This window comes from Streptomyces sp. NPDC005181, assembly GCF_040608395.1.
GTDB lineage: Bacteria > Actinomycetota > Actinomycetes > Streptomycetales > Streptomycetaceae > Streptomyces.
This window is the reverse complement of sequence record NZ_JBEXID010000107.1, coordinates 1-17617: the sequence shown is the minus strand read 5'-3', so window position 1 is coordinate 17617 and position 17617 is coordinate 1. Positions and strand designations below refer to the sequence as shown.

The following is a 17617-nucleotide window of genomic DNA, read 5'->3' as shown; positions in this document are numbered from 1 at the left end:
GCCACCTCGTCCGCTGCCATGGCGACATGATGCCAGTCAGTGGACCCCCGCCCACAAGATCACGACCTCTACGAACTTCCGCGGAGCAGCACTAGACCTGGCTGAAGGCAACCTGGAGACCAGTTACGTCGGACAGCGCATCCTCGCCTGGTTCGACCGCTACCTCCAGCACAGGAATAACACCGACACCGGCCCCGAGTTCGCCTACTACCGTGACTGGAAGAGCGGCTACGGCACCGCGGCCGCCGTGCCCGCGCTGTCGCAGAAGGTCTACCTCTCCGGTGACGGCAAGCTTGTCGACAACCGTTCCGAGGTCACCCGCGGCAGCCGCCAGTACGCCAACTCGCTGGTGCCGACGAGTCACTCGGAGAGCTCGCTCGCCGGCATCATCGGACTGCGCGACCCCGAGCCGTACGACACCAAGGGCACCTACCTCGGCTGGACCAGTGCCCCGCTGACCTCCGCCGTCGATGTCGTCGGCGCGCCGAGGGCCACCCTGAAGGTCGTCTCGCCGAAGACGGAGCGCGTACAGAACAGCGGTGACGCCGCCGACAAGCTGGTCCTGTTCACCAAGGTGTACGACGTGGCGCCGGACGGCTCCAGGACGCTGGTGAACCGTCTCGTATCACCGGTGCGGGTACCGGACGTCACCCGGGCGTTCACCGTGCAGCTGCCGGGCATCGTGCACCGGTACCCGGCGGGGCACCGGCTCGAATTCGTGATCGCGGCCAGCGACAGCGCGTACTTCGGCAACCGCGGCATCAAGCCGGTCACGGTCGTCAGCGCCCCGGACGACACGGGTGTGCTGGAGCTTCCGGTGGTCGGCGGCCGGGTGAACTGACACCGGGCGGACCGGCGCGGGCCGGACCGTCACCCGTGCGGCCGCGCACCATCGCCCCCGGGCGCCGGATGGAGGCATCCTGGTACCGGGGGCGGTAGCTTATCAGGACCAGAGAAGGGGCCGGACCATGAGCCCGAAGGATGTGTCGAGCGGCGGCAAGGGCTCCGTCGGGGCGTTCTCACCCTCCCGCATCGTTGTTCTCGTCATCGCGATCCTGTCGCTCGTCTTCATCGTCGAGAACACCGATGAAGTCACGATCCGTCTGCTGATCCCCCTGGTGACGATGCCGCTCGCGGCGGTGCTGGTGGCAATGTTCGTCGCCGGGTTGGTCTGCGGCGGCTATCTCTTCCGCCGCAAGGCGAAGTGAGGCCGGCGGCGGTTGCTTACGCTGTCCGGATGTCTGAGAACGTCTATCTGGCCGAGGGCGCACGCACGGCGATCCGCCCCTTCACCCCCGCGGACGCCGAAGAGTTCACCACCCGCGCCAAGGAGAGCCACGGCATGCACCACCCGTGGCTGTTCCCGCCCGACGACGCGCGTGCGTACGCGGTGTACGCGGGCCGGCTGACGGAGGACGCAACAAAGGCGGGCTTCCTCGTCTGTGAACGTGCGGTCGGCGACGACGGGAGCGGAACCGCGGCCGGAAGCGGCCCCATCGCAGGCTTCATCAACATCAACAACATCGTCGGCGGCGCTTTCCGCTGCGGTGCGCTGGGATACGGGGCGTTCGCCCATGCGGCCGGGCGCGGCCTGATGAGCGAGGGCCTCGACCTGGTGATGCGGTACGCCTTCGGCCCGCTCGCAGAGCGGCGGTGTCGGCGGCATGCTCGGGGACAGCCGCGTCGTAACACACGTTCCGTACCGGCGGTGTGTCCGGATACGGGACCGCCCCGGCCGCACAGATGTGCAGCCGGGGCGGAACGTATGCCGCAGTTTTCGGGGGCCCGGGGAGCAGGGCGTGCCCGGACTAGCCGAGGGTCGCGATGGCCTCGTTGAACGTCGCCGACGGACGCATGACGGCTGAGGCCTTGGCGGCGTCGGGGCGGTAGTAGCCGCCGATGTCGACCGGCGAGCCCTGCACGGCGATGAGCTCGTCGACGATGGTCTGCTCCTGCTCGGTCAGCGTCTTGGCGAGACCGGCGAACGCCTCCGCGAGCTGCGCGTCGGCCGTCTGCTTCGCCAGCTCCTGGGCCCAGTACAGCGCCAGGTAGAAGTGGCTGCCGCGGTTGTCGATGCCACCCAGTTTGCGGCTCGGCGACTTGTCCTCGTTGAGGAAGGTGCCGGTGGCGCGGTCGAGGGTGTCGGCGAGGACCTGGGCGCGTGCGTTGCCCGTGGTGGTGGCCAGGTGCTCGAAGCTGGCGGCCAGGGCGAAGAACTCGCCGAGGCTGTCCCAGCGCAGGTAGTTCTCCTTGACGAGCTGCTGGACGTGCTTCGGAGCGGAGCCGCCGGCGCCCGTCTCGAAGAGGCCGCCGCCGGCCATCAGCGGGACGATCGAGAGCATCTTGGCGCTGGTGCCCAGCTCCAGGATCGGGAACAGGTCGGTCAGGTAGTCACGCAGCACATTGCCGGTGACGGAGATGGTGTCCTCGCCACGGCGGATGCGCTCCAGGGAGAACTTGGTGGCCTCGACCGGCGACATGATCTCGATCTGCAGACCATCGGTGTCGTGGTCGGCGAGGTACGTCTTGACCTTGGCGATCACCTGCGCATCGTGGGCGCGGTTCTCGTCGAGCCAGAACACGGCCGGGACGCCGGTCGCGCGGGCGCGGGTGACCGCGAGCTTGACCCAGTCCTGGATCGGCAGGTCCTTCGCCTGGCAGGCGCGGAAGATGTCGCCCTGGGCGACCTGCTGTTCCAGCACGGCGTTGCCGGCTCGGTCGACGAGGCGCACGGTGCCCGTGGCGGGGATCTCGAAGGTCTTGTCGTGGCTGCCGTACTCCTCGGCCTTCTGCGCCATGAGGCCGACGTTCGAGACCGAGCCCATGGTGGACGGGTCGTACGCGCCGTGCGCACGGCAGTCGTCGATGACGACCTGGTAGACGCCGGAGTAGCTGCTGTCCGGGAGGACGGCGAGGGTGTCGGCCTCCTTGCCGTCCGGGCCCCACATGTGGCCGGAGGTGCGGATCATGGCCGGCATGGAGGCGTCGACGATGACGTCGCTCGGGACGTGCAGGTTGGTGATGCCCTTGTCGGAGTCGACCATCGCGAGGGCCGGACCCTCGGCCAGCTCGGCCTCGAAGGACGCCTTGATCTCGGCGCCCAGGTGGGGCACCCCGTCCAGGCCCTTGAGGATGGCGCCGAGACCGTCGTTCGGGGACAGGCCGGCGGCGACGAGCGCCTCGCCGTACTGGGCGAACGTCTTCGGGAAGAAAGCGCGGACCACGTGGCCGAAGATGATCGGGTCGGAGACCTTCATCATCGTGGCCTTCAGGTGCACGGAGAACAGCACGCCCTCGGCCTTGGCCCGGGCGATCTGCGCGGTCAGGAACTCGCGCAGCGGTGCGGTACGCAGGACGGACGCGTCCACGACCTCGCCCGCGAGGACGGGTACCGACTCGCGCAGCACGGTGGTGGTGCCGTCGTCGGCCACGAGTTCGATGCGCAGCGTGTCCGGCTCGGCGATCACGACGGACTTCTCGGTGGAGCGGAAGTCGTCGACGCCCATGGTCGCGACGTTCGTCTTCGAGTCGGCCGTCCAGGCGCCCATGCGGTGCGGGTGCGCCTTGGCGTAGTTCTTCACGGACGCGGGGGCGCGGCGGTCGGAGTTGCCCTCGCGCAGCACCGGGTTGACCGCGCTGCCCTTGATCTTGTCGTAGCGCGCGCGGACGTCCTTGTCCTCGTCCGTCTGCGGGTCGTCCGGGTAGTCCGGCAGCGCGTAGCCCTGCTGCTGCAGCTCAGCGATCGCCGCCTTCATCTGCGGGATCGACGCCGAGACGTTCGGCAGCTTGATGATGTTCGCGCCGGGCGTCTTGGCCAGTGCGCCGAGCTCGGCGAGAGCGTCATCGATGCGCTGGTTCTCGTCGAGGCGCTCGGGGAAGGCGGCGATGATCCGTCCGGACAGGGAGATGTCGCGGTTCTCCACGGTGACCCCGGCCGTCGAGGCGTACGCCTCGATCACGGGCAGGAACGAATACGTGGCCAGCGCCGGGGCCTCGTCGGTGTGCGTATAGATGATGGTCGAGTCAGTCACCGGGTGCTCCGCTCCACGTCTGCAACATTGCTTGACATCAAGATATCCCGTGACGGCCGTCCGTTCGACAGGGCCCTGCCCCCACCGGTGGGAGAAATCACCGACGAGGGGTGTCGGCGCGCAGGACCGGTTCGAGGAGACCGGGGAAGCGCGCGTCGAACTCCTCGCGCCGCAGACGGTTGACCCGCTTGGGCCCCTGATCGCGTTGTTCGACCAGGCCGGCGCCGCGCAGCCAGCACGGAGAAATGGTGGCTGAGCGCGGCCTTGCCGACCGGCACGTCGAAGCTGCCGCAGCCGCGCGTCCACTCCGGGGAGCCGCTCAGCTCGCGGACCAGCTGGATGCGCACGGGATCGGACAGTGCGGACAGTGCGGCCAGGAGGGGGACCTCGTCCGGATCGGTGTGTACGGGGGCGCGGCGGTGTCCGCCGCCTGTCGTCGGGTCCTCCATGCCGCTCTCCTCGGGGTCGCCGCGCTCACCAGCGGCGGCGCCTACGCGGAGGTCGTGGTCGCCGAGGCCGCGACCGTCTTCCCGCTCCCGAAGGGTGTGGGCCTGCGGGCCGCGGCCGCACTCCCCACCGTGCTGCCGACCGCGCATGCACTGCTGCACGAGGTGGGGCGGCTGCGTGCCGGCGAGAACGTGCTGGTGCATGGCGCCGCGGGCGGTGTCGGCACCGTCGCCGGGCAGCTGGCCCGGGCGGCGGGAGCGAGCGCGGTGTACGGCGTCGTCTCCTCCGCCACCAAGGCCGCAATTCGCGCGCGAGTACGGCTACGACGAGGTGTTCGCAGTGCTTGTCGGTGCGGCGTCGGAGTCCCGCTGTCCCTATCGTCCCGGCCGGCCGTCGCCGCGCGGTGACGGGGAGATTTCGGCGACGAGCCCACGCAGCCGCTCGGTCGGCTCCAGCCCCAGCTCTTCGTGCAGGCGCCGCGAGTAGCGGCGGAAGGCGTGCAGGGCCTCGGAGCGGTTGCCCTCGGCCAAGTGGGCCTGAAGCAGTCGGGTCTGGCCGCTCTCGCGCAGCGGATCCGCGTGCACGGCCGCGTGCGCGGCGGACACCGCCTCGGCATGACGTCCCGCCGCGATCAGGCGCCCGGCCAGCGTCTCCAGGGCATGGAGCCGCAGCTGCCGCCACTCCTCCGCCTCCAGCTGGGCCCAGTCGTCGTACCAGCCCGGCAGCAGGTCCATGGAGAGCGCTTCGACGGCGGCCGGGATGGAACCGGGGAGCCGGGCGGGATCGGTGGAGGCGAGGACACGTCGGGCGACCCGCTGGGCGTGGTGGAGGTCGACCGTGGTGCCGCGGGCCAGGCACACCGAGGCCGGTCCGATGTCCAGGGCCCGTCTGCCTTCGGTGCGCAGGCGGGCCAGGGCGGAGCGGAGGTTGGTGCAGGCGCGGGGCTCGGCCGTCTCCGGCCACAGCGTGCCCGCGATCAGCGGCCGGGGGACGGCGGCCCTGCAGCACAGGGCGACGAACGCCAGTACCCGCTCCGACCCCGCGGGGACGGCGACGGGGTCGTCACCCACCCACAGGCCGAATCCTCCCAGGACATCGATGCGCACCCCGGATCCGGGCCACTCACACGTCGCGTAGGCGGGAAAGCCCGCGGCTGCCGATGACGCCTGGGAGCCGGCCGCCTCCGCTCCGTCCACATGTTCGTAGTGCATACCCTCCGCCCATCTTTTCCGGAGCGACGCCTACGCGGTCCGCGCCGGTCCCTCCGGCTCGGGCCGCGCCCCGCGCATACCGAACCGTTTGGTATCGGACATATCGCGATCTCATCAGACTAAGCGCCTGGCGACATGCGTGCCGACGCAGCGGTCGGTACCGCGGCCACCCGGTGAGGATCAGGGTGCTGGAGGTCCTGAGCCGGTGGGAGCACGCGGTCGCGGAGATGCTGCCGCAGGTCGGCGTGGAGCCGGTGCACCGCTCGCAGCAGCTGGCCGCACTGCGCCGCGCCGAGCCGCCCGGCGGCTCGTACACCGGATGCGGGATCGAGATCGCGGCGGCCTTTCCGGCCGGCTCCCGGCGTCGCGCGCAGAGCGCCGGGGTGTGCTGCGAGCAGGCATGAGGGTGAAAAGCAACCAGTAGTGGTGGTCGGTACGGGTAGGGAGCTGACCCACCAGGTCTCCGGCGGCCCCGGTGAGGTGCCCGGAGTCCGGTGGACCGACGTGCCCGCGGGCATGGACGTCGACGACCGTGCCACCGTGCCGGTCGCGGAGCTCGACGGTGAACTCGACCGACCTGTACCGCGGCGCCGGACGCGACTGGGATCAGCCGCCGAGGGCCCGGATCGCGCGCGGGGACGCGCCGAGCTCGCGCCGGCACGCCTTGTTGAATGCCTGGAGGTCACCCATGCCCACCGAAGCCGCGACCGCGGGGATCGACAGTGTCGATTCGCGCAGCAGATGCCGGGCCCGCTCCATCCGGCGCCGGCGGATGTAGGCCACCACGGTGTCGCCGGTCGCGGCGCGGATCAGCCGGATGAGGTGGTTGTGCGAAACACCGGCGGCCGCCGCCACACCGGGCACGGTCAACGGCTCGGCCAGGTGGGCCTCGATATGGGCGATGGCCGCGGCGGTCGCGGCGTGCGGCTGTGCGGCGGCGCCGACCGGCGCGGCCAGTTCGGCGACCCGCCACAGCGCTGCCCACACCTCGCTCGCCGCCCGCGCAGGGCTGCGCGGGTGCACGGCGACGGCCTGTTGCAGGAGGTCGGAGATCATCCGCGTCTCGGCACCCGCGTCCTGCATCACGGGGACGGTCAGCGGCTCGCCGATCGGCCGTAGTTCGAGATGGGCGTACAGATGCTCCGACCGTCCGCGGTAGCGGAACTGCACCACCGCCCCGGGCGGCACGAGACTCACCCGGCCGGGCCGGATCGCGTGCGTCACCCCGTCGACGGTGAGTTCGGCGGCGTACCGGTACAGGTGCAGCTGCCACAGATCCGGCAGCCGGAAGACGTCGCGAAGGCTCGCGGTCCCGTGCACGCCGACTCCCAGGCTCGCCACACGCGGCGGCGTGTCCAGGCAGACCTGCACGTAGGAACCGGGCGTGTCGACGGCAGTCACGATGAGAACGTACCAGTGGAGTCCGGGCCGGACCCGCTGGTGGGCCCCCACGCCCCAGGGCGTCGGCGCCGAGTCCACCAGCGGCATCCTCCACCGCTTCGCCACCTGCCTCGACGGCAACGGCCGGGCGACGGTCACGGCCGCGATCGTCGGCCGGGCGGCGTCGTTCAGGCGTCCTGGCGTCGAATGGTGGCCTTCTGGCGCAATTGGCCGGTGTGGTGGGTGATGGAGTCGATCCGGTCCGCGAGGTCGCGGTGGTGGGCCTTCAGGTGAGGCCGGGTCGCTGCAAGCGGGGCGACGAGACGGGCGGGATCGTCGTCGGCCAGGGCTTGGCGGAGATGTCCGAGGCAGGTGTGGGCAGCATCGGGGAGGTCGGTCAGGGCGGTGATCTGTCCGGCGAGGGTGCGCAGGTCGGCCGCATGGGTACGGGCCCATGCGGTGATGGTCCGGTCGGCCGCGCGGCGGTCCCGGGTGGCTTTGACCCGCTGTTCGCCGGTGGTGCCGTCGGCCCCGGGGCGCAGACGCAGGTAGCGGCGTTCGGCGGCCTGGCGGCTGGCGACGCCGAGGGGACCTGCGAGTTCGGCCCAACTGGCTCCTGCCTCCCGGGCCGATTCGATCAGGCTCGTTTCCCAGCCCGCGAGCTGTTCGCGCACCTCGCGCAGCAGCAGGAGCGAGGCCAGCACCTGCTCACGTTCTGCGCGTGAGGAGGGCGGTGCCTCGTCGGCGGTGCAGGCGCCGCGCACGGCTGCGTCTATGGCTTCCAGCGCGGCTGCGGCGGCGAGGAAGGGAACCGCGCCCGTATCCGGGTCCCGGTCGCGGTCCCGGGACGGGTCGCGCTGGGCTGCTGTGGGCACAGTGTCTCCTCCGACATGGCGTCATCCTCTGGATGACATCCAATTTGTCATCCAATCGATGACATGCTACAACGGATGTCAGGTGAATCGCATGGGCGAGCACATCTACGCCGAGTGCGACGCAGGTGCTGACCCTGTGCGTCCCTATCGCCGAGCGCGCCGAGCCCCGCAAGATCACCATCGGTGGACACGCAGAAGCACAAGGAGATCCAAGGCTGAGCGAGGTCGCGCCTGTATCAGCGACGGAGGCCGAGGAGGTGCTTGACCATGGAGCGAGGAAACAGCCAGGTCAGTCCGTGGGTGGACGACGAGAGGAAGCATGAACTCAAGGGCTTTCTGAGGTCCGGACACCCCACCCGCACGGAGGAGGCGTACGACCCCGAGCCGGCGGCCGACGACGATGTGAGGGTGGATGTCGGCGGCCCCGTTCCGCCGCCCGGTGCGGGAAGGGACCGGGCGCGCGCCGAGGCCGAGGCCGGACGGCTGAGGTCGGACCTGGCACGCCATCTGAACCGCAGCGACTTCCCGGCCGACCGCACCTCACTCCTGCGGACGCTCACCGAGGAGCATGTGCCGGACCCGCTGCTCGAAGCCGTACGAGACCTGCCCGCGGACGAGCGGTACGGGAACGCCGGACAAATCGTCCGGGCTCTGGGCTACCGGCCCCGCGTGTGAATGCGCAGGGCGGGAGTGCGAGGGCAGAGCTCACCATCGATCACGCCGAGGTGGACGGAAGGGTTCGGGAGAACCGAGGCGCAGTCGCTCGGGCCGCCAAGCGTCGGGAGCCGGCGGACGAGTCGGTATGTGTCAGCGCGTGAGCATGCCGGGAGCGGCAGCCGGCCGGCGGACAGGAATCCGGTGCCGTCCCGGGTGGCGTACGGGGTATGGGGGGCGTATGGGTGGAGTGCGTACGGCCGCCCCGTACGGGGCGGCGCGGGGATCGCCCCCGGGCTTGCGCACGCAGGAGCGGATGCGAGAATGGAGCGATGTGCCGAGCTGAGCCACGAGGCGCGGGGGCGGCAGGTCGGTGCCACTCTGCGCTGCAAGGACGGGCGAGACCTGGCACTGGCCGTGCGGGCCCACCCAGGGGTGGGCCCGCACGGGGCGCGGTACTGGATGCTGCTGGCCGCCGAGGAGGCCGAGACGCGGCGGTGGGAGGAGGACTGGGCGGTACTGTCCGGCCTGTTCACCCAGTCGCCGGTCGGTCTGTTGATCTCCGACACCGACCTGCGCTGCACCCGGCGCAATCTGGCACTGGAGCGGATGACCGGTGTGCCGATCGAGGAGCGGCTGGGCAAGCGGATCAGCGAGGCGCTGCCCGACCTGAACGCCGCCGAGGTCGAGGCGACGATGCAACGCGTCCTGGCCACCGGCGAACCGGTGGTCGACTTCATCCAACGCGGCCACACCCCGGCCGATCCGAGCCGTGAGCACGTCTGGTCCACCGGGATCTTCCGGCTCCAGGACTCCGAGGGAACGGCGCTCGGACTGTGCCACGCCATCGTCGACATCACCGATGTCCACCGGGCCAGGGAGCGGATGCAACTGGTCAACGAGGCGAGCCTACGCATCGGCACCACCCTGGATCTGGGGCGCACCGCAAAGGAACTGGCCGAGGTGGCGCTCAACCGACTGGCGGACAGCATCACGGTGGATCTGCTGGACTCGGTGCTCCGGGGCGACACGCCCGCGCCCGGCCCGGCCGACCAGGGCCTCACGCTGCGTCGGGCGGCCCACGAGAGCGCCTTCGAGTCGCTGAGGCCGCCGAAAACATTGGCCGTGGGCGACCTGAGCCGGTTCGGCCCGGCCTCGCCCCAGGCCCAATGCATGGCCGATCTCGAGGCGAAATGCATCGCCCACCTGGACCTCACGGCGCCATGGCTGGACGAGGATCCCAGGCGGGCTGCGATCATTCGTGCCACCGGGGTCCACTCGCTCATCGCCGTACCCCTGACCGCGCGGAACGTCCTGATGGGCGTGGCCACCTTCTACCGGTGGCGGAACCCCGAGTCCTTTGACGACGACGATGTCGCCCTGGCCGGTGAACTGGCCTCACGGGCCGCCGTCTGCATGGACAACGCCCGCCGCTACACCCGCGAACGCAACACCGCCCTGGCCCTGCAGCGCAGCCTGCTCCCGCAGTCCCTGCCCGTGCTCAACGCGGTGGAGGCCGCCGGCCGCTACCAGCCCGCCGGCTCGGACACCGATCTGGGCGGGGACTGGTTCGATGTGATTCCGCTGTCCGGGGCCCGGGTCGCCCTGGTGGTGGGCGATGTGCCCGGACACGGAGTCCAGGCCTCCGCCACCATGGGGCGGCTGCGCGCCGCGGTGCACACCCTGGCCGACCTCGAGCTGTCCCCTGACGAACTGCTCACCCACCTCGACGACCTGGTGGCCCGCCTCGCTGAGGAGGAAGGCGTGGGCCGCGACGAGCCCCACGCCGACGGGACCGCGATCGGGGCAACCTGCCTGTACGCGGTGTACGACCCCGTCGACCGGCGCTGCACGCTCGCCAGTGCCGGCCACTACCCACCCGCTGTGGCGGGCCCCGACGGCAGCGTCGACTTCCCGGCGGTGCCCGCAGGGCCACCGCTGGGTCTCGGGGGACTGCCGTTCGAGACGGCCGAACTGGACCTTGCCGAGGGCAGCCTGCTCGTTCTGTACACCAACGGACTGATCCTGGCCCGGGACCGGGACATCGACGTCGGCCTGGACTCGGTGCGCCGCATCCTGTCCCGGCCGGAGCCCGCGCTCGAGGACATCTGCCACCGGTTGACCGCGGCGCTGCTGCCGTTCCGGCCGCCGGACGATGTCGCTTTTCTGGTCGCCCGCACCCGCGCACTGGGCCCGGACCGCGTGGCTTCCTGGGATCTGCCGTCGGATCCCGCCATCGTGGTCGACGCGCGGACCGCTGCCACCCGGCAGCTGGACACATGGGGGCTGCAGGACATGGCGTACGTCACCGAACTGATGGTCAGCGAGTTGGTCACCAACGCCATCCGGTACGGCAAGCCGCCCATCCGGCTACGCCTGATCCACGATCAGAACCTCATCTGCGAAGTGTCCGACGGCAGCAGCACGGCCCCGAACCTGCGACGGGCCCACAACGACGACGAGGGCGGTCGCGGCCTGTTTCTCGTCGCCCAGCTCACCGACCACTGGGGCACCCGCTACGCCGCACGCGGCAAGACCATCTGGACCGAGCAGCCCCTGCCGAAGTGAGGTGGGGGACTCGGGTCGCGGCCGTGTTGCCGCCTCACAGGATCGTGCGATAGCCGTGACGCCGCAGCGGTTTCTCCCGCGCCGGCCCTGCCTTCGTGGTGTGCCCCGCTCGTCAGTCGCCCGTGGACGGTGCACTGTGGAAGTTATGGGAGGTGGGCAGCGCTTTGCCGGTTGGCGGCCATGGCAGTCGAGCCATGCGTTGCTGGTGATTCCCATCGCGCTCATCGTGGTGATCGCGGGCGTGGACATCCTGGTCCCGGCCGACGTGCACCTCGGTCCGCTGCTGGTCATCGCGCCGGCGATCACCGCCTCGTTCGCCGGTCCCCGGCTGAGCGGCGCGATCGGGCTCCTGGCTGTGGCGGCCCAGGCGTACATCGGCTGGCACTTCGGCTTGCTTTTCTCCCGCAACGTGGTGGTGCAGGTCGTCGCGCTGGCGGTGCTCTCATCCCTGATCGTGTTCTTCTGCGTGGTGCGTGAGCGGCGCGAAAGGAAGCTGGATCAGGTGCGGTCGGTGGCCGAGGCCGCGCAGCACGTGCTGCTGTGGCCCATCCCGGACCGGATCGGTCCGTTGCGGACGGCCTGCCTGTATCTGGCGGCCGAGGACGAGGCAGAGATCGGCGGTGACCTGTACGCGGCCACCCGCACCGAAGGTGGCACCCGCCTGTTGATCGGGGACGTACGGGGCAAGGGCCTGGCCGCCATCGGGGAGGCGGCACTGCTCCTCGGCGCCTTCCGTGAGGCCGCCCACCAGCACACCTCCCTGCCCGCACTGGCCGACGCCCTGAATCAGAGTGTGGACCGCTACCAGGCAGAATTCTCCGAGCCGGAGGGTGAGGTCGGGGAACGCTTCGTCACCGCCCTGATGCTGGAGATCCCCGACGACGACCACATCACCCGGATGACCAGCTGCGGGCACCCCCCGCCCCTGCTGCTCAGCCCCGGCCACTCCGTCACTGTCCCGAGCCTGCACCCCGCGCCTCCGCTGGGGCTCGGCGCGAGGGGACCAGCCGCCCACACCCTTGACGTGTTCACCTTCGAGGCCGGCGACACCCTTGTCCTGTACACCGACGGCGTCATCGAGGCCCGTGACCAGGCCGGTGACTTCTATCCCTTCGCGGAACGAGCGGGCCAGTGGACCGAGTGCAACCCCAAGGCACTCCTGCACCACATCCGGCGTGACCTCCTCGCTCACGCGGGCGGGCGCCTCGGTGACGACGCAGCCCTCATCGCGATCCACCGAGCACCCCACCACCACCGGGCCCGCTCCCACGAAATGATCAGCCTGGTGACGGGCTGCGCCACGGCCCCGCAGCCCAACCACGGGGATGAGCCGGGCGATCTGCCGAAGCAGCAGAAGAGCGGAATCGCTCCTCCCGCTCAGCGTCCTGCGTAGGCGGTCCGCCGCCGACGAGCGGCCGCGGACCGGAGCCGGGAGGGGCGGCGGTTCCCCGTGGCTCAGGTGATCTTGGGCATGTCACCCTTCGTTGTCTTGAGGTCGATCACGGAAAAGGCCGCGCCCTGCGGGTCGGAGACGGCCGCGAAGCGGCCGAACGGGCTGTCGTGCGGACCGAAGTGCACGTGGCCGCCGTGTTTGGTGACGGTGGCGATCGCGTCGTCGCAGCTGTCGACGGCGAAGTAGACGTTGACGTATGGGGGGACCTCGGCCGGCCAGTCCTTCGTCATCTTCATCCGGCCGAGCGCGGTGTCGTCGTCGAGGTCGTAGAGCTTGAAGTCGATGGCCTCGTCCTGCATGGTCTTTACGCCGTAGCCGAAGACAGCGGGGAAGAAACCGTCGGCCTTCTCCACATCGCGTGTGGTGATCTCGGCCCAGCAGAACGCGCCGGCCTCGCCCTGCTTCTCGAAGCCCTCGTGCGTGCCCGCCTGCCAGACGCCGAAGACGACGCCGCTCGGGTCCTTGGCCATCAGCATCTTGCCGAACTCGCCGACGGACATGGGCTCCATCATCAACTCGCCGCCGTTGGCGCGGATTGTGGCGGCGGCGGCGTCGACGTCCGACGAGGCGATGTAGATGCTCCAGGCCGGCGGGCCTTCCCAGCCGGGCATCTGGGGAGACAGGGCGGCGACATTCTTACCGCCTGAGTACGCCTGCGTGTACTTGCCGTACTCCTCCGACGACTCGCCGAAGGTCCAGCCCAGCAGTTCACCGTAGAAGCCCTTCGCGGCCTCCAGGTCGGGGAACATCGCGTCGGCCCAACAGGGCGCGCCTTCAGGTTTCGCGGCCATGGTCTGACTGCCTCCTGGTCGAGGGACATGACTGGTGACTGGCTGGCCACGCTATTCGTTGATCTTGCACCATGCCTGGCAAATAATTCGAACATATGGTCAATTTTTCAGGTGCGGTCAGCACCGGCGTGCTGGACAGGTCTTCCGTCCGGCCGGAGTCAGGCCGACGAGGAGACCCCGACTGACTGTCCGGCTCGGGTGTTGTGCTGCTCGGCCCAGGTGTGCAGTGCTGTCATGCAGGCGTGATCCAGGTGTCGGAGCCCGGCCAGGTCCAGCTCGACCGAACGGTCCTTCGGGATGTTCGAGAGAGTGTCCAGGATCCGGGGCAGCCGCAGGAAGGTGGCGTTGCCCTGGAGCCGGACCCGGATCGGGCCGGCAGCATGGTCGATGCTGTCGATGTGAACGTGAGAGGTGGCCCAGGCCGCTTTGACGATCGCGAGCAGCAGTCCGATCAGGACGCCCTCGAACATATTGGTCAGCACGATCGCTCCGGCGGTGACGGCCAGCACGACGGCCTCACCGCGGTGCTCGCGCCACAGCGAGCCCAATTCGCTCACGGGCAGCAGCTTCCAGCCCGCGTGCACGAGGATGCCCGCGAGTGAGGCGGTGGGGATGACACCGAGTGCGGCGGGCAGGAGCGCGGCGAACAGCAGCAGCCATGCACCGTGCAGCACGCGGGAAGCCTTGGTGCGTGCCCCGGCCTGGACGTTGGCCGCGCTGCGTACGATCACGGCGGTCATCGGGAGAGCCCCGAGCAGCCCGCAGACGGTGTTGCCGGCTCCCTGAGCCATGAGTTCCTTGTCGTAGTGGGTACGGGGTCCGTCGTGCAGTCGGTCCACCGCTGCCGCGCTGAACAGGCTCTCCGCCGAGGCAATGAGGGTGAACGCCACGATCGTGCTGAGCACCCCGAGCTCGGCCAGGCGGCCGAAGTCAGCGGCGCCCGGGGGCTGGATCGAGTCGAGCAGACCCTGCACCTGGACCCGGGCGACCGGCAGGTCGAAAGCCGCCGTAGCGGCGGCAGCCATCGTCACCGCCACGAGCGGCGCGGGAACACGCTGCACCTTGGCCGGCAGCCGTTTCCAGAGCACCACGACGGTGATGGTTCCTGCCCCGATGCCCAGGGCGGTCACGGCTGTGGGAGAGTCCAGCGCCCGGGCGGCCAGGCCGGGCAGCCCGGCGAGATTCGCCGTGCTGGTGCCGGGAGCCCTCGTATCGGTCAGGGCGTAGAGCTGTCCGACGATCAGTACCAGCCCGATGCCCGCCAGCATGCCGTGGATGACGGCAGGTGAGATCGCGCGGAACCAGCGTCCCCACTTCATCAAGCCCATGAGGAGTTGGAGCAGTCCAGCGGCGAGGACCAGTACACCGAGGACGGGCAGGCCGAATTCCTGTACGGCTGTGTAGACCAGGACGGTCAGGCCGGCGGCCGGTCCGCTGACCTGGAGGCTGCTGCCGGGCAGGAGGCCGGTGAGGAGTCCTCCCACGACGCCGGTGAGCAGGCCGAGTTCGGCCGGGACGCCGGAGGCGACGGCGACGCCCACACACAGCGGCAGGGCGACGAGAAACACGACGAGAGAGGCAGTCAGATCGGTGCGCAGAGCGCGCTTGAGCGGTGTGGAAATGGCAGGCATGGCGTTCTTTCGTCGGAGGGAAGGAACGTCGCGGGTGTCGCGACCGGACGGTACGGCGCAGGTGCCGTCATCCGGGCGGTTCACAGGGGCTGGAAGCCGCTGCTTCCTGGGCGGCCGACCAAGACGTCGCCGGTCTTGACGGTGTGGTTCCAGTCACGGCCGCCCGGACTCGTTGGGGGCATCCCCCTGGAGCCGCAGCAGGCGATGAACGGGGCCTGCAAACGCTGCCCCCGGGTCGGGTCGGCGCATTCGAGTTGCTGAACAGCGATCGTCGAGGGGAGGTTACGGGCGTGTTCGATGAGCGATTGCATGGTCGGCCTCGTGCTCTTCGGTACGGCGGGACAGGACGCGACGAGGCGCGCCCCGCACCTCGGCCCTGAAGCGGGTGACGGAGCGGACGTGGGGGGCCGGCAGTCCGGTACGCGTTCCGGTGCGGTCCCTCGCGAAGGCGTCAGCGGAACATGGCGGTGAGCCGCCGCAGGGCGCTCGCGACGGGGCGCGGCGGCTGACGATGCTGTGCGGACTGAGGACCGGCAAGCGCATCCGGTACGGGAGGTTCCTCGTCCGCGGGGGATCGGTCAGCCGAAGGGGATGCGGCGCTCACCGGTGTGGGTGGGTGCCTGCGTGCGGAGCGGGCGGCTTCGGCCTGTACCAGTGCGCCGACAGCGGCATAGACGTCGATGGGCATGGCGGATCCCTTGCGGTGCTGGTCCGGAATGAACGGCGGCAGCGGACCGCCCGTTACGCGTCAGCCCTCGGTCGGAGAGTCCGGCGGGCGGGCAGTCGGGTTCCGTCAGCAGCGCAGGACGATGGTCCGTGACGGCCATGCGCCCGAAACGATCGAGGAGTTGACGCAGGCGGGGGCGTTGCCCTGACCCGCGGGTGCGTCGCCGACCGGCGCGCCGACGACGGCCTTCGCCGGGTGTGCTGCCGCCGAGAGGGGCCGTGGCGTGTAGGCCGCGGCATCGCACACGGATGCGGCGCCGCCGTCCGGGAGCTCACGGCCTTCACCTGTGGTGACCCTGGCGCACGTGACGGGACAGTCTTTGTCCACGTCCGGTGAGTCAGCAGCGGAAGCGGCAATGCTGCGGTGGCAGTCGTCGGCATCAGGTGCCGGCATATGGATCGGGCCGGGTGTGAACATCGAGTGCACGAAGGCCAGCAGGACGAGGAGCACCACGGCGCGCAGACCACCGCATGGTGCGGTGTGCGCCCAGCCGATGGTGTGCCTCATGTGGATCTCCAGTGCTCCCTGCCAGGAAACCCCTGCGGGGCGGACAACGGCACGCCGAAGGCCACCAGTGGGGAGGACATTCACCTGATCTGGCTATCGAATCGATCAGTTGTCCCTCGGCTGGATCACGATCCCTGATCAGGGCCGTTGCGGCGGCTCCCGACACGGTGTCGGGCCGCGCGCCGTGGCTCAGCGGCCCTTGTAGTTGATCTATATCCGTCAGGATGTAGTGATCACGGCTCTGACCTGCAGTTCAGTGATCAGAACGCACCTCCCGAGTCGCGTCAGGGACATTGCAGGGATTTTCTACCCGTGATCTTGCTCGCAGCCACGAGTCCATGGCTGCGAGCCCTCGCTGCCCCGCCCCGGGCATGAAGTGCGCGTAGTTGTCGAGCGTGATCTCGGCGGATGAGTGGCCAAGCCACTGCGACACGGTCACGATTGATTCGCCGGCCTCCAGTTGGACGCTGGCGTAGGTGTGGCGGAGCACGTGGAACATGTCCTCCCGAGAGGACTCGACCGGTGTGGTGGAGCTGTCTAGGACTGCACCACACGGAGGTCTTCGTATCCCGGTCGCTCATGTGGCCGAGGAGATGGGGATCTCGCGGGCGACCGCCCACAAGTGGGTGCGACGGTGGCGCACGGAAGGCGATCCGGGGTTGTTCGACCGCTCGAGCCGGCCGCACACGACCCCGCATCGCACGGTGAGGAGGTGCTCATGGCTCTCCCGTTGGTGTACCGACCGTGACCGTGGTGGACAGCCGCACCCACCCCCACGGCGGCCCCATGCGCGGCCGCGTCGTGCTCCGACCCGCCCCCGCGTCCAGTGGGCGCAGGCCATCTCATCCGCTGCCCCACGACGACCAAGGTCGGGTCCTGGATCCGCATCACTCGGATGTGACAGACCGCCAGACACCCTTGCCGTGAGTGCCCCATGATGTCCCCCTCATCACGCAACGTCCTGGGGGGCCATGCGCACCCACACCGCCCTCGCGGCCGCCGCCATCACCCTGCTTGCCCTCACCGGCTGCAACAGCGACACCAAGGCCGACCCCGCCGCCTGCAAGGCTGCCATGGCCAAAGCGTTCGACGACGCCATCGCGGCAGGCAACGAGGCCAAGAAGAGCAAGAGCCCGGCCGCCTGCGACGGAGTCGACAACAAGACGCTCCAACGCATCGCCGGTGAACTGATCAGCGATCGGGCCGGCAAACCGGCCGAGGACGCGGTGACTCCTCCCCCTGGTAAGCGAGGGGGCTTCTCGCTATGCCTGGTTGGCGTCGCGATGGGCCAGCCCGGCCCGTAGAACGTTCACGGCTCCCACCGTGTCCGCGTGCGCGGTGT

General features: G+C 70.0%; 14 protein-coding genes and 6 pseudogenes. 11 read left to right on the top strand and 9 right to left on the bottom strand.

Annotated elements, in window-relative coordinates; genetic code table 11:
- The 3 genes from ABZV38_RS35205 to ABZV38_RS35195 form a co-directional block, all read left to right on the top strand.
- Positions 1-841, top strand: an 841-nt coding sequence (locus tag ABZV38_RS35205; protein ID WP_356332523.1) for a CocE/NonD family hydrolase C-terminal non-catalytic domain-containing protein, incomplete at its 5' end; no start/stop codon positions are given.
- A 127-nt stretch (positions 842-968) separates the two neighbouring features.
- Positions 969-1208: a LapA family protein gene (locus tag ABZV38_RS35200; protein ID WP_356332522.1), complete on the top strand. Its 240-nt coding sequence runs from the start codon at positions 969-971 to the stop codon at positions 1206-1208.
- A gap of 29 nt (positions 1209-1237) precedes the next feature.
- Positions 1238-1837, top strand: a complete 600-nt coding sequence (locus tag ABZV38_RS35195; protein WP_356332521.1) for a GNAT family N-acetyltransferase — start codon at positions 1238-1240, stop codon at positions 1835-1837.
- Here the strand turns inward: ABZV38_RS35195 and ABZV38_RS35190 are convergent.
- Complete coding sequence (locus ABZV38_RS35190) at positions 1809-4031, bottom strand: NADP-dependent isocitrate dehydrogenase (RefSeq protein ID WP_356332520.1); 2223 nt, start codon at positions 4029-4031, stop codon at positions 1809-1811. The genes ABZV38_RS35195 and ABZV38_RS35190 overlap by 29 nt on opposite strands.
- Positions 4032-4128: 97 nt before the next feature.
- Positions 4129-4480, bottom strand: a pseudogene (locus tag ABZV38_RS35185) (helix-turn-helix transcriptional regulator).
- A 15-nt stretch (positions 4481-4495) separates the two neighbouring features.
- On the opposite strand from ABZV38_RS35185, the pseudogene ABZV38_RS35180 reads away from it, so the two are divergent.
- Positions 4496-4814, top strand: a pseudogene (locus tag ABZV38_RS35180) (zinc-binding dehydrogenase); the annotation flags it as partial.
- Positions 4815-4852: 38 nt separating this feature from the next.
- Here the strand turns inward: ABZV38_RS35180 and ABZV38_RS35175 are convergent.
- Entirely contained in the window at positions 4853-5689 is an 837-nt protein-coding gene (locus ABZV38_RS35175; protein WP_356332519.1) for a BTAD domain-containing putative transcriptional regulator, read from the bottom strand.
- A gap of 113 nt (positions 5690-5802) precedes the next feature.
- Between ABZV38_RS35175 and ABZV38_RS35170 the strand changes: the two are divergent.
- Together ABZV38_RS35170 and ABZV38_RS35165 are read left to right on the top strand one after the other, a co-directional pair.
- Positions 5803-5982, top strand: a pseudogene (locus tag ABZV38_RS35170) (hypothetical protein); the annotation flags it as partial.
- Between the two features lie 127 nt (positions 5983-6109).
- Positions 6110-6290, top strand: a pseudogene (locus ABZV38_RS35165) (alpha-L-fucosidase); the annotation flags it as partial.
- A gap of 5 nt (positions 6291-6295) precedes the next feature.
- On the opposite strand, the gene ABZV38_RS35160 reads toward ABZV38_RS35165, so the two are convergent.
- Together ABZV38_RS35160 and ABZV38_RS35155 are read right to left on the bottom strand one after the other, a co-directional pair.
- Positions 6296-7228: an AraC family transcriptional regulator gene (locus ABZV38_RS35160; protein WP_356332518.1), complete on the bottom strand. Its 933-nt coding sequence runs from the start codon at positions 7226-7228 to the stop codon at positions 6296-6298.
- 29 nt (positions 7229-7257) lie between these two features.
- The gene (locus tag ABZV38_RS35155) at positions 7258-7944 is read right to left on the bottom strand and encodes an HSP18 transcriptional regulator (RefSeq protein ID WP_356332517.1); all 687 of its coding nucleotides are present in this window, start codon (positions 7942-7944) and stop codon (positions 7258-7260) included.
- A gap of 267 nt (positions 7945-8211) precedes the next feature.
- Between ABZV38_RS35155 and ABZV38_RS35150 the strand changes: the two genes are divergently transcribed.
- From ABZV38_RS35150 to ABZV38_RS35140, 3 genes are all read left to right on the top strand, one after another.
- On the top strand, positions 8212-8619 hold the full coding sequence (locus ABZV38_RS35150; RefSeq protein WP_356332516.1) for a DUF2795 domain-containing protein: 408 nt from the start codon (positions 8212-8214) through the stop codon (positions 8617-8619).
- 303 nt (positions 8620-8922) lie between these two features.
- Complete coding sequence (locus ABZV38_RS35145) at positions 8923-11166, top strand: SpoIIE family protein phosphatase (RefSeq protein WP_356332515.1); 2244 nt, start codon at positions 8923-8925, stop codon at positions 11164-11166.
- A 145-nt stretch (positions 11167-11311) separates the two neighbouring features.
- The gene (locus tag ABZV38_RS35140) at positions 11312-12559 is read left to right on the top strand and encodes a PP2C family protein-serine/threonine phosphatase (protein ID WP_356332514.1); all 1248 of its coding nucleotides are present in this window, start codon (positions 11312-11314) and stop codon (positions 12557-12559) included.
- Between the two features lie 62 nt (positions 12560-12621).
- On the opposite strand, the gene ABZV38_RS35135 is transcribed toward ABZV38_RS35140, so the two are convergent.
- The 4 genes and pseudogenes from ABZV38_RS35135 to ABZV38_RS35120 all read right to left on the bottom strand — a co-directional run.
- Positions 12622-13410: a VOC family protein gene (locus ABZV38_RS35135; RefSeq protein ID WP_356332513.1), complete on the bottom strand. Its 789-nt coding sequence runs from the start codon at positions 13408-13410 to the stop codon at positions 12622-12624.
- Positions 13411-13568: 158 nt separating this feature from the next.
- On the bottom strand, positions 13569-15041 hold the full coding sequence (locus tag ABZV38_RS35130; protein WP_356332512.1) for a SulP family inorganic anion transporter: 1473 nt from the start codon (positions 15039-15041) through the stop codon (positions 13569-13571).
- Positions 15042-15834: 793 nt separating this feature from the next.
- Positions 15835-16275 carry a hypothetical protein gene (locus tag ABZV38_RS35125; RefSeq protein WP_356332511.1) on the bottom strand — a complete coding sequence of 147 codons (441 nt, stop codon included), beginning with the start codon at positions 16273-16275 and terminating at the stop codon, positions 15835-15837.
- Between the two features lie 253 nt (positions 16276-16528).
- Positions 16529-16789, bottom strand: a pseudogene (locus ABZV38_RS35120) (tyrosine-type recombinase/integrase); the annotation flags it as partial.
- A gap of 55 nt (positions 16790-16844) precedes the next feature.
- On the opposite strand from ABZV38_RS35120, the pseudogene ABZV38_RS35115 reads away from it, so the two are divergent.
- Positions 16845-16979 (top strand): annotated as a pseudogene (locus tag ABZV38_RS35115) (leucine zipper domain-containing protein); the annotation flags it as partial.
- Between the two features lie 267 nt (positions 16980-17246).
- Positions 17247-17579, top strand: coding sequence for a hypothetical protein (locus tag ABZV38_RS35110; protein WP_356332510.1), 333 nt, complete (start codon positions 17247-17249; stop codon positions 17577-17579).
- The last annotated feature ends 38 nt before the right edge of the window (positions 17580-17617 follow it).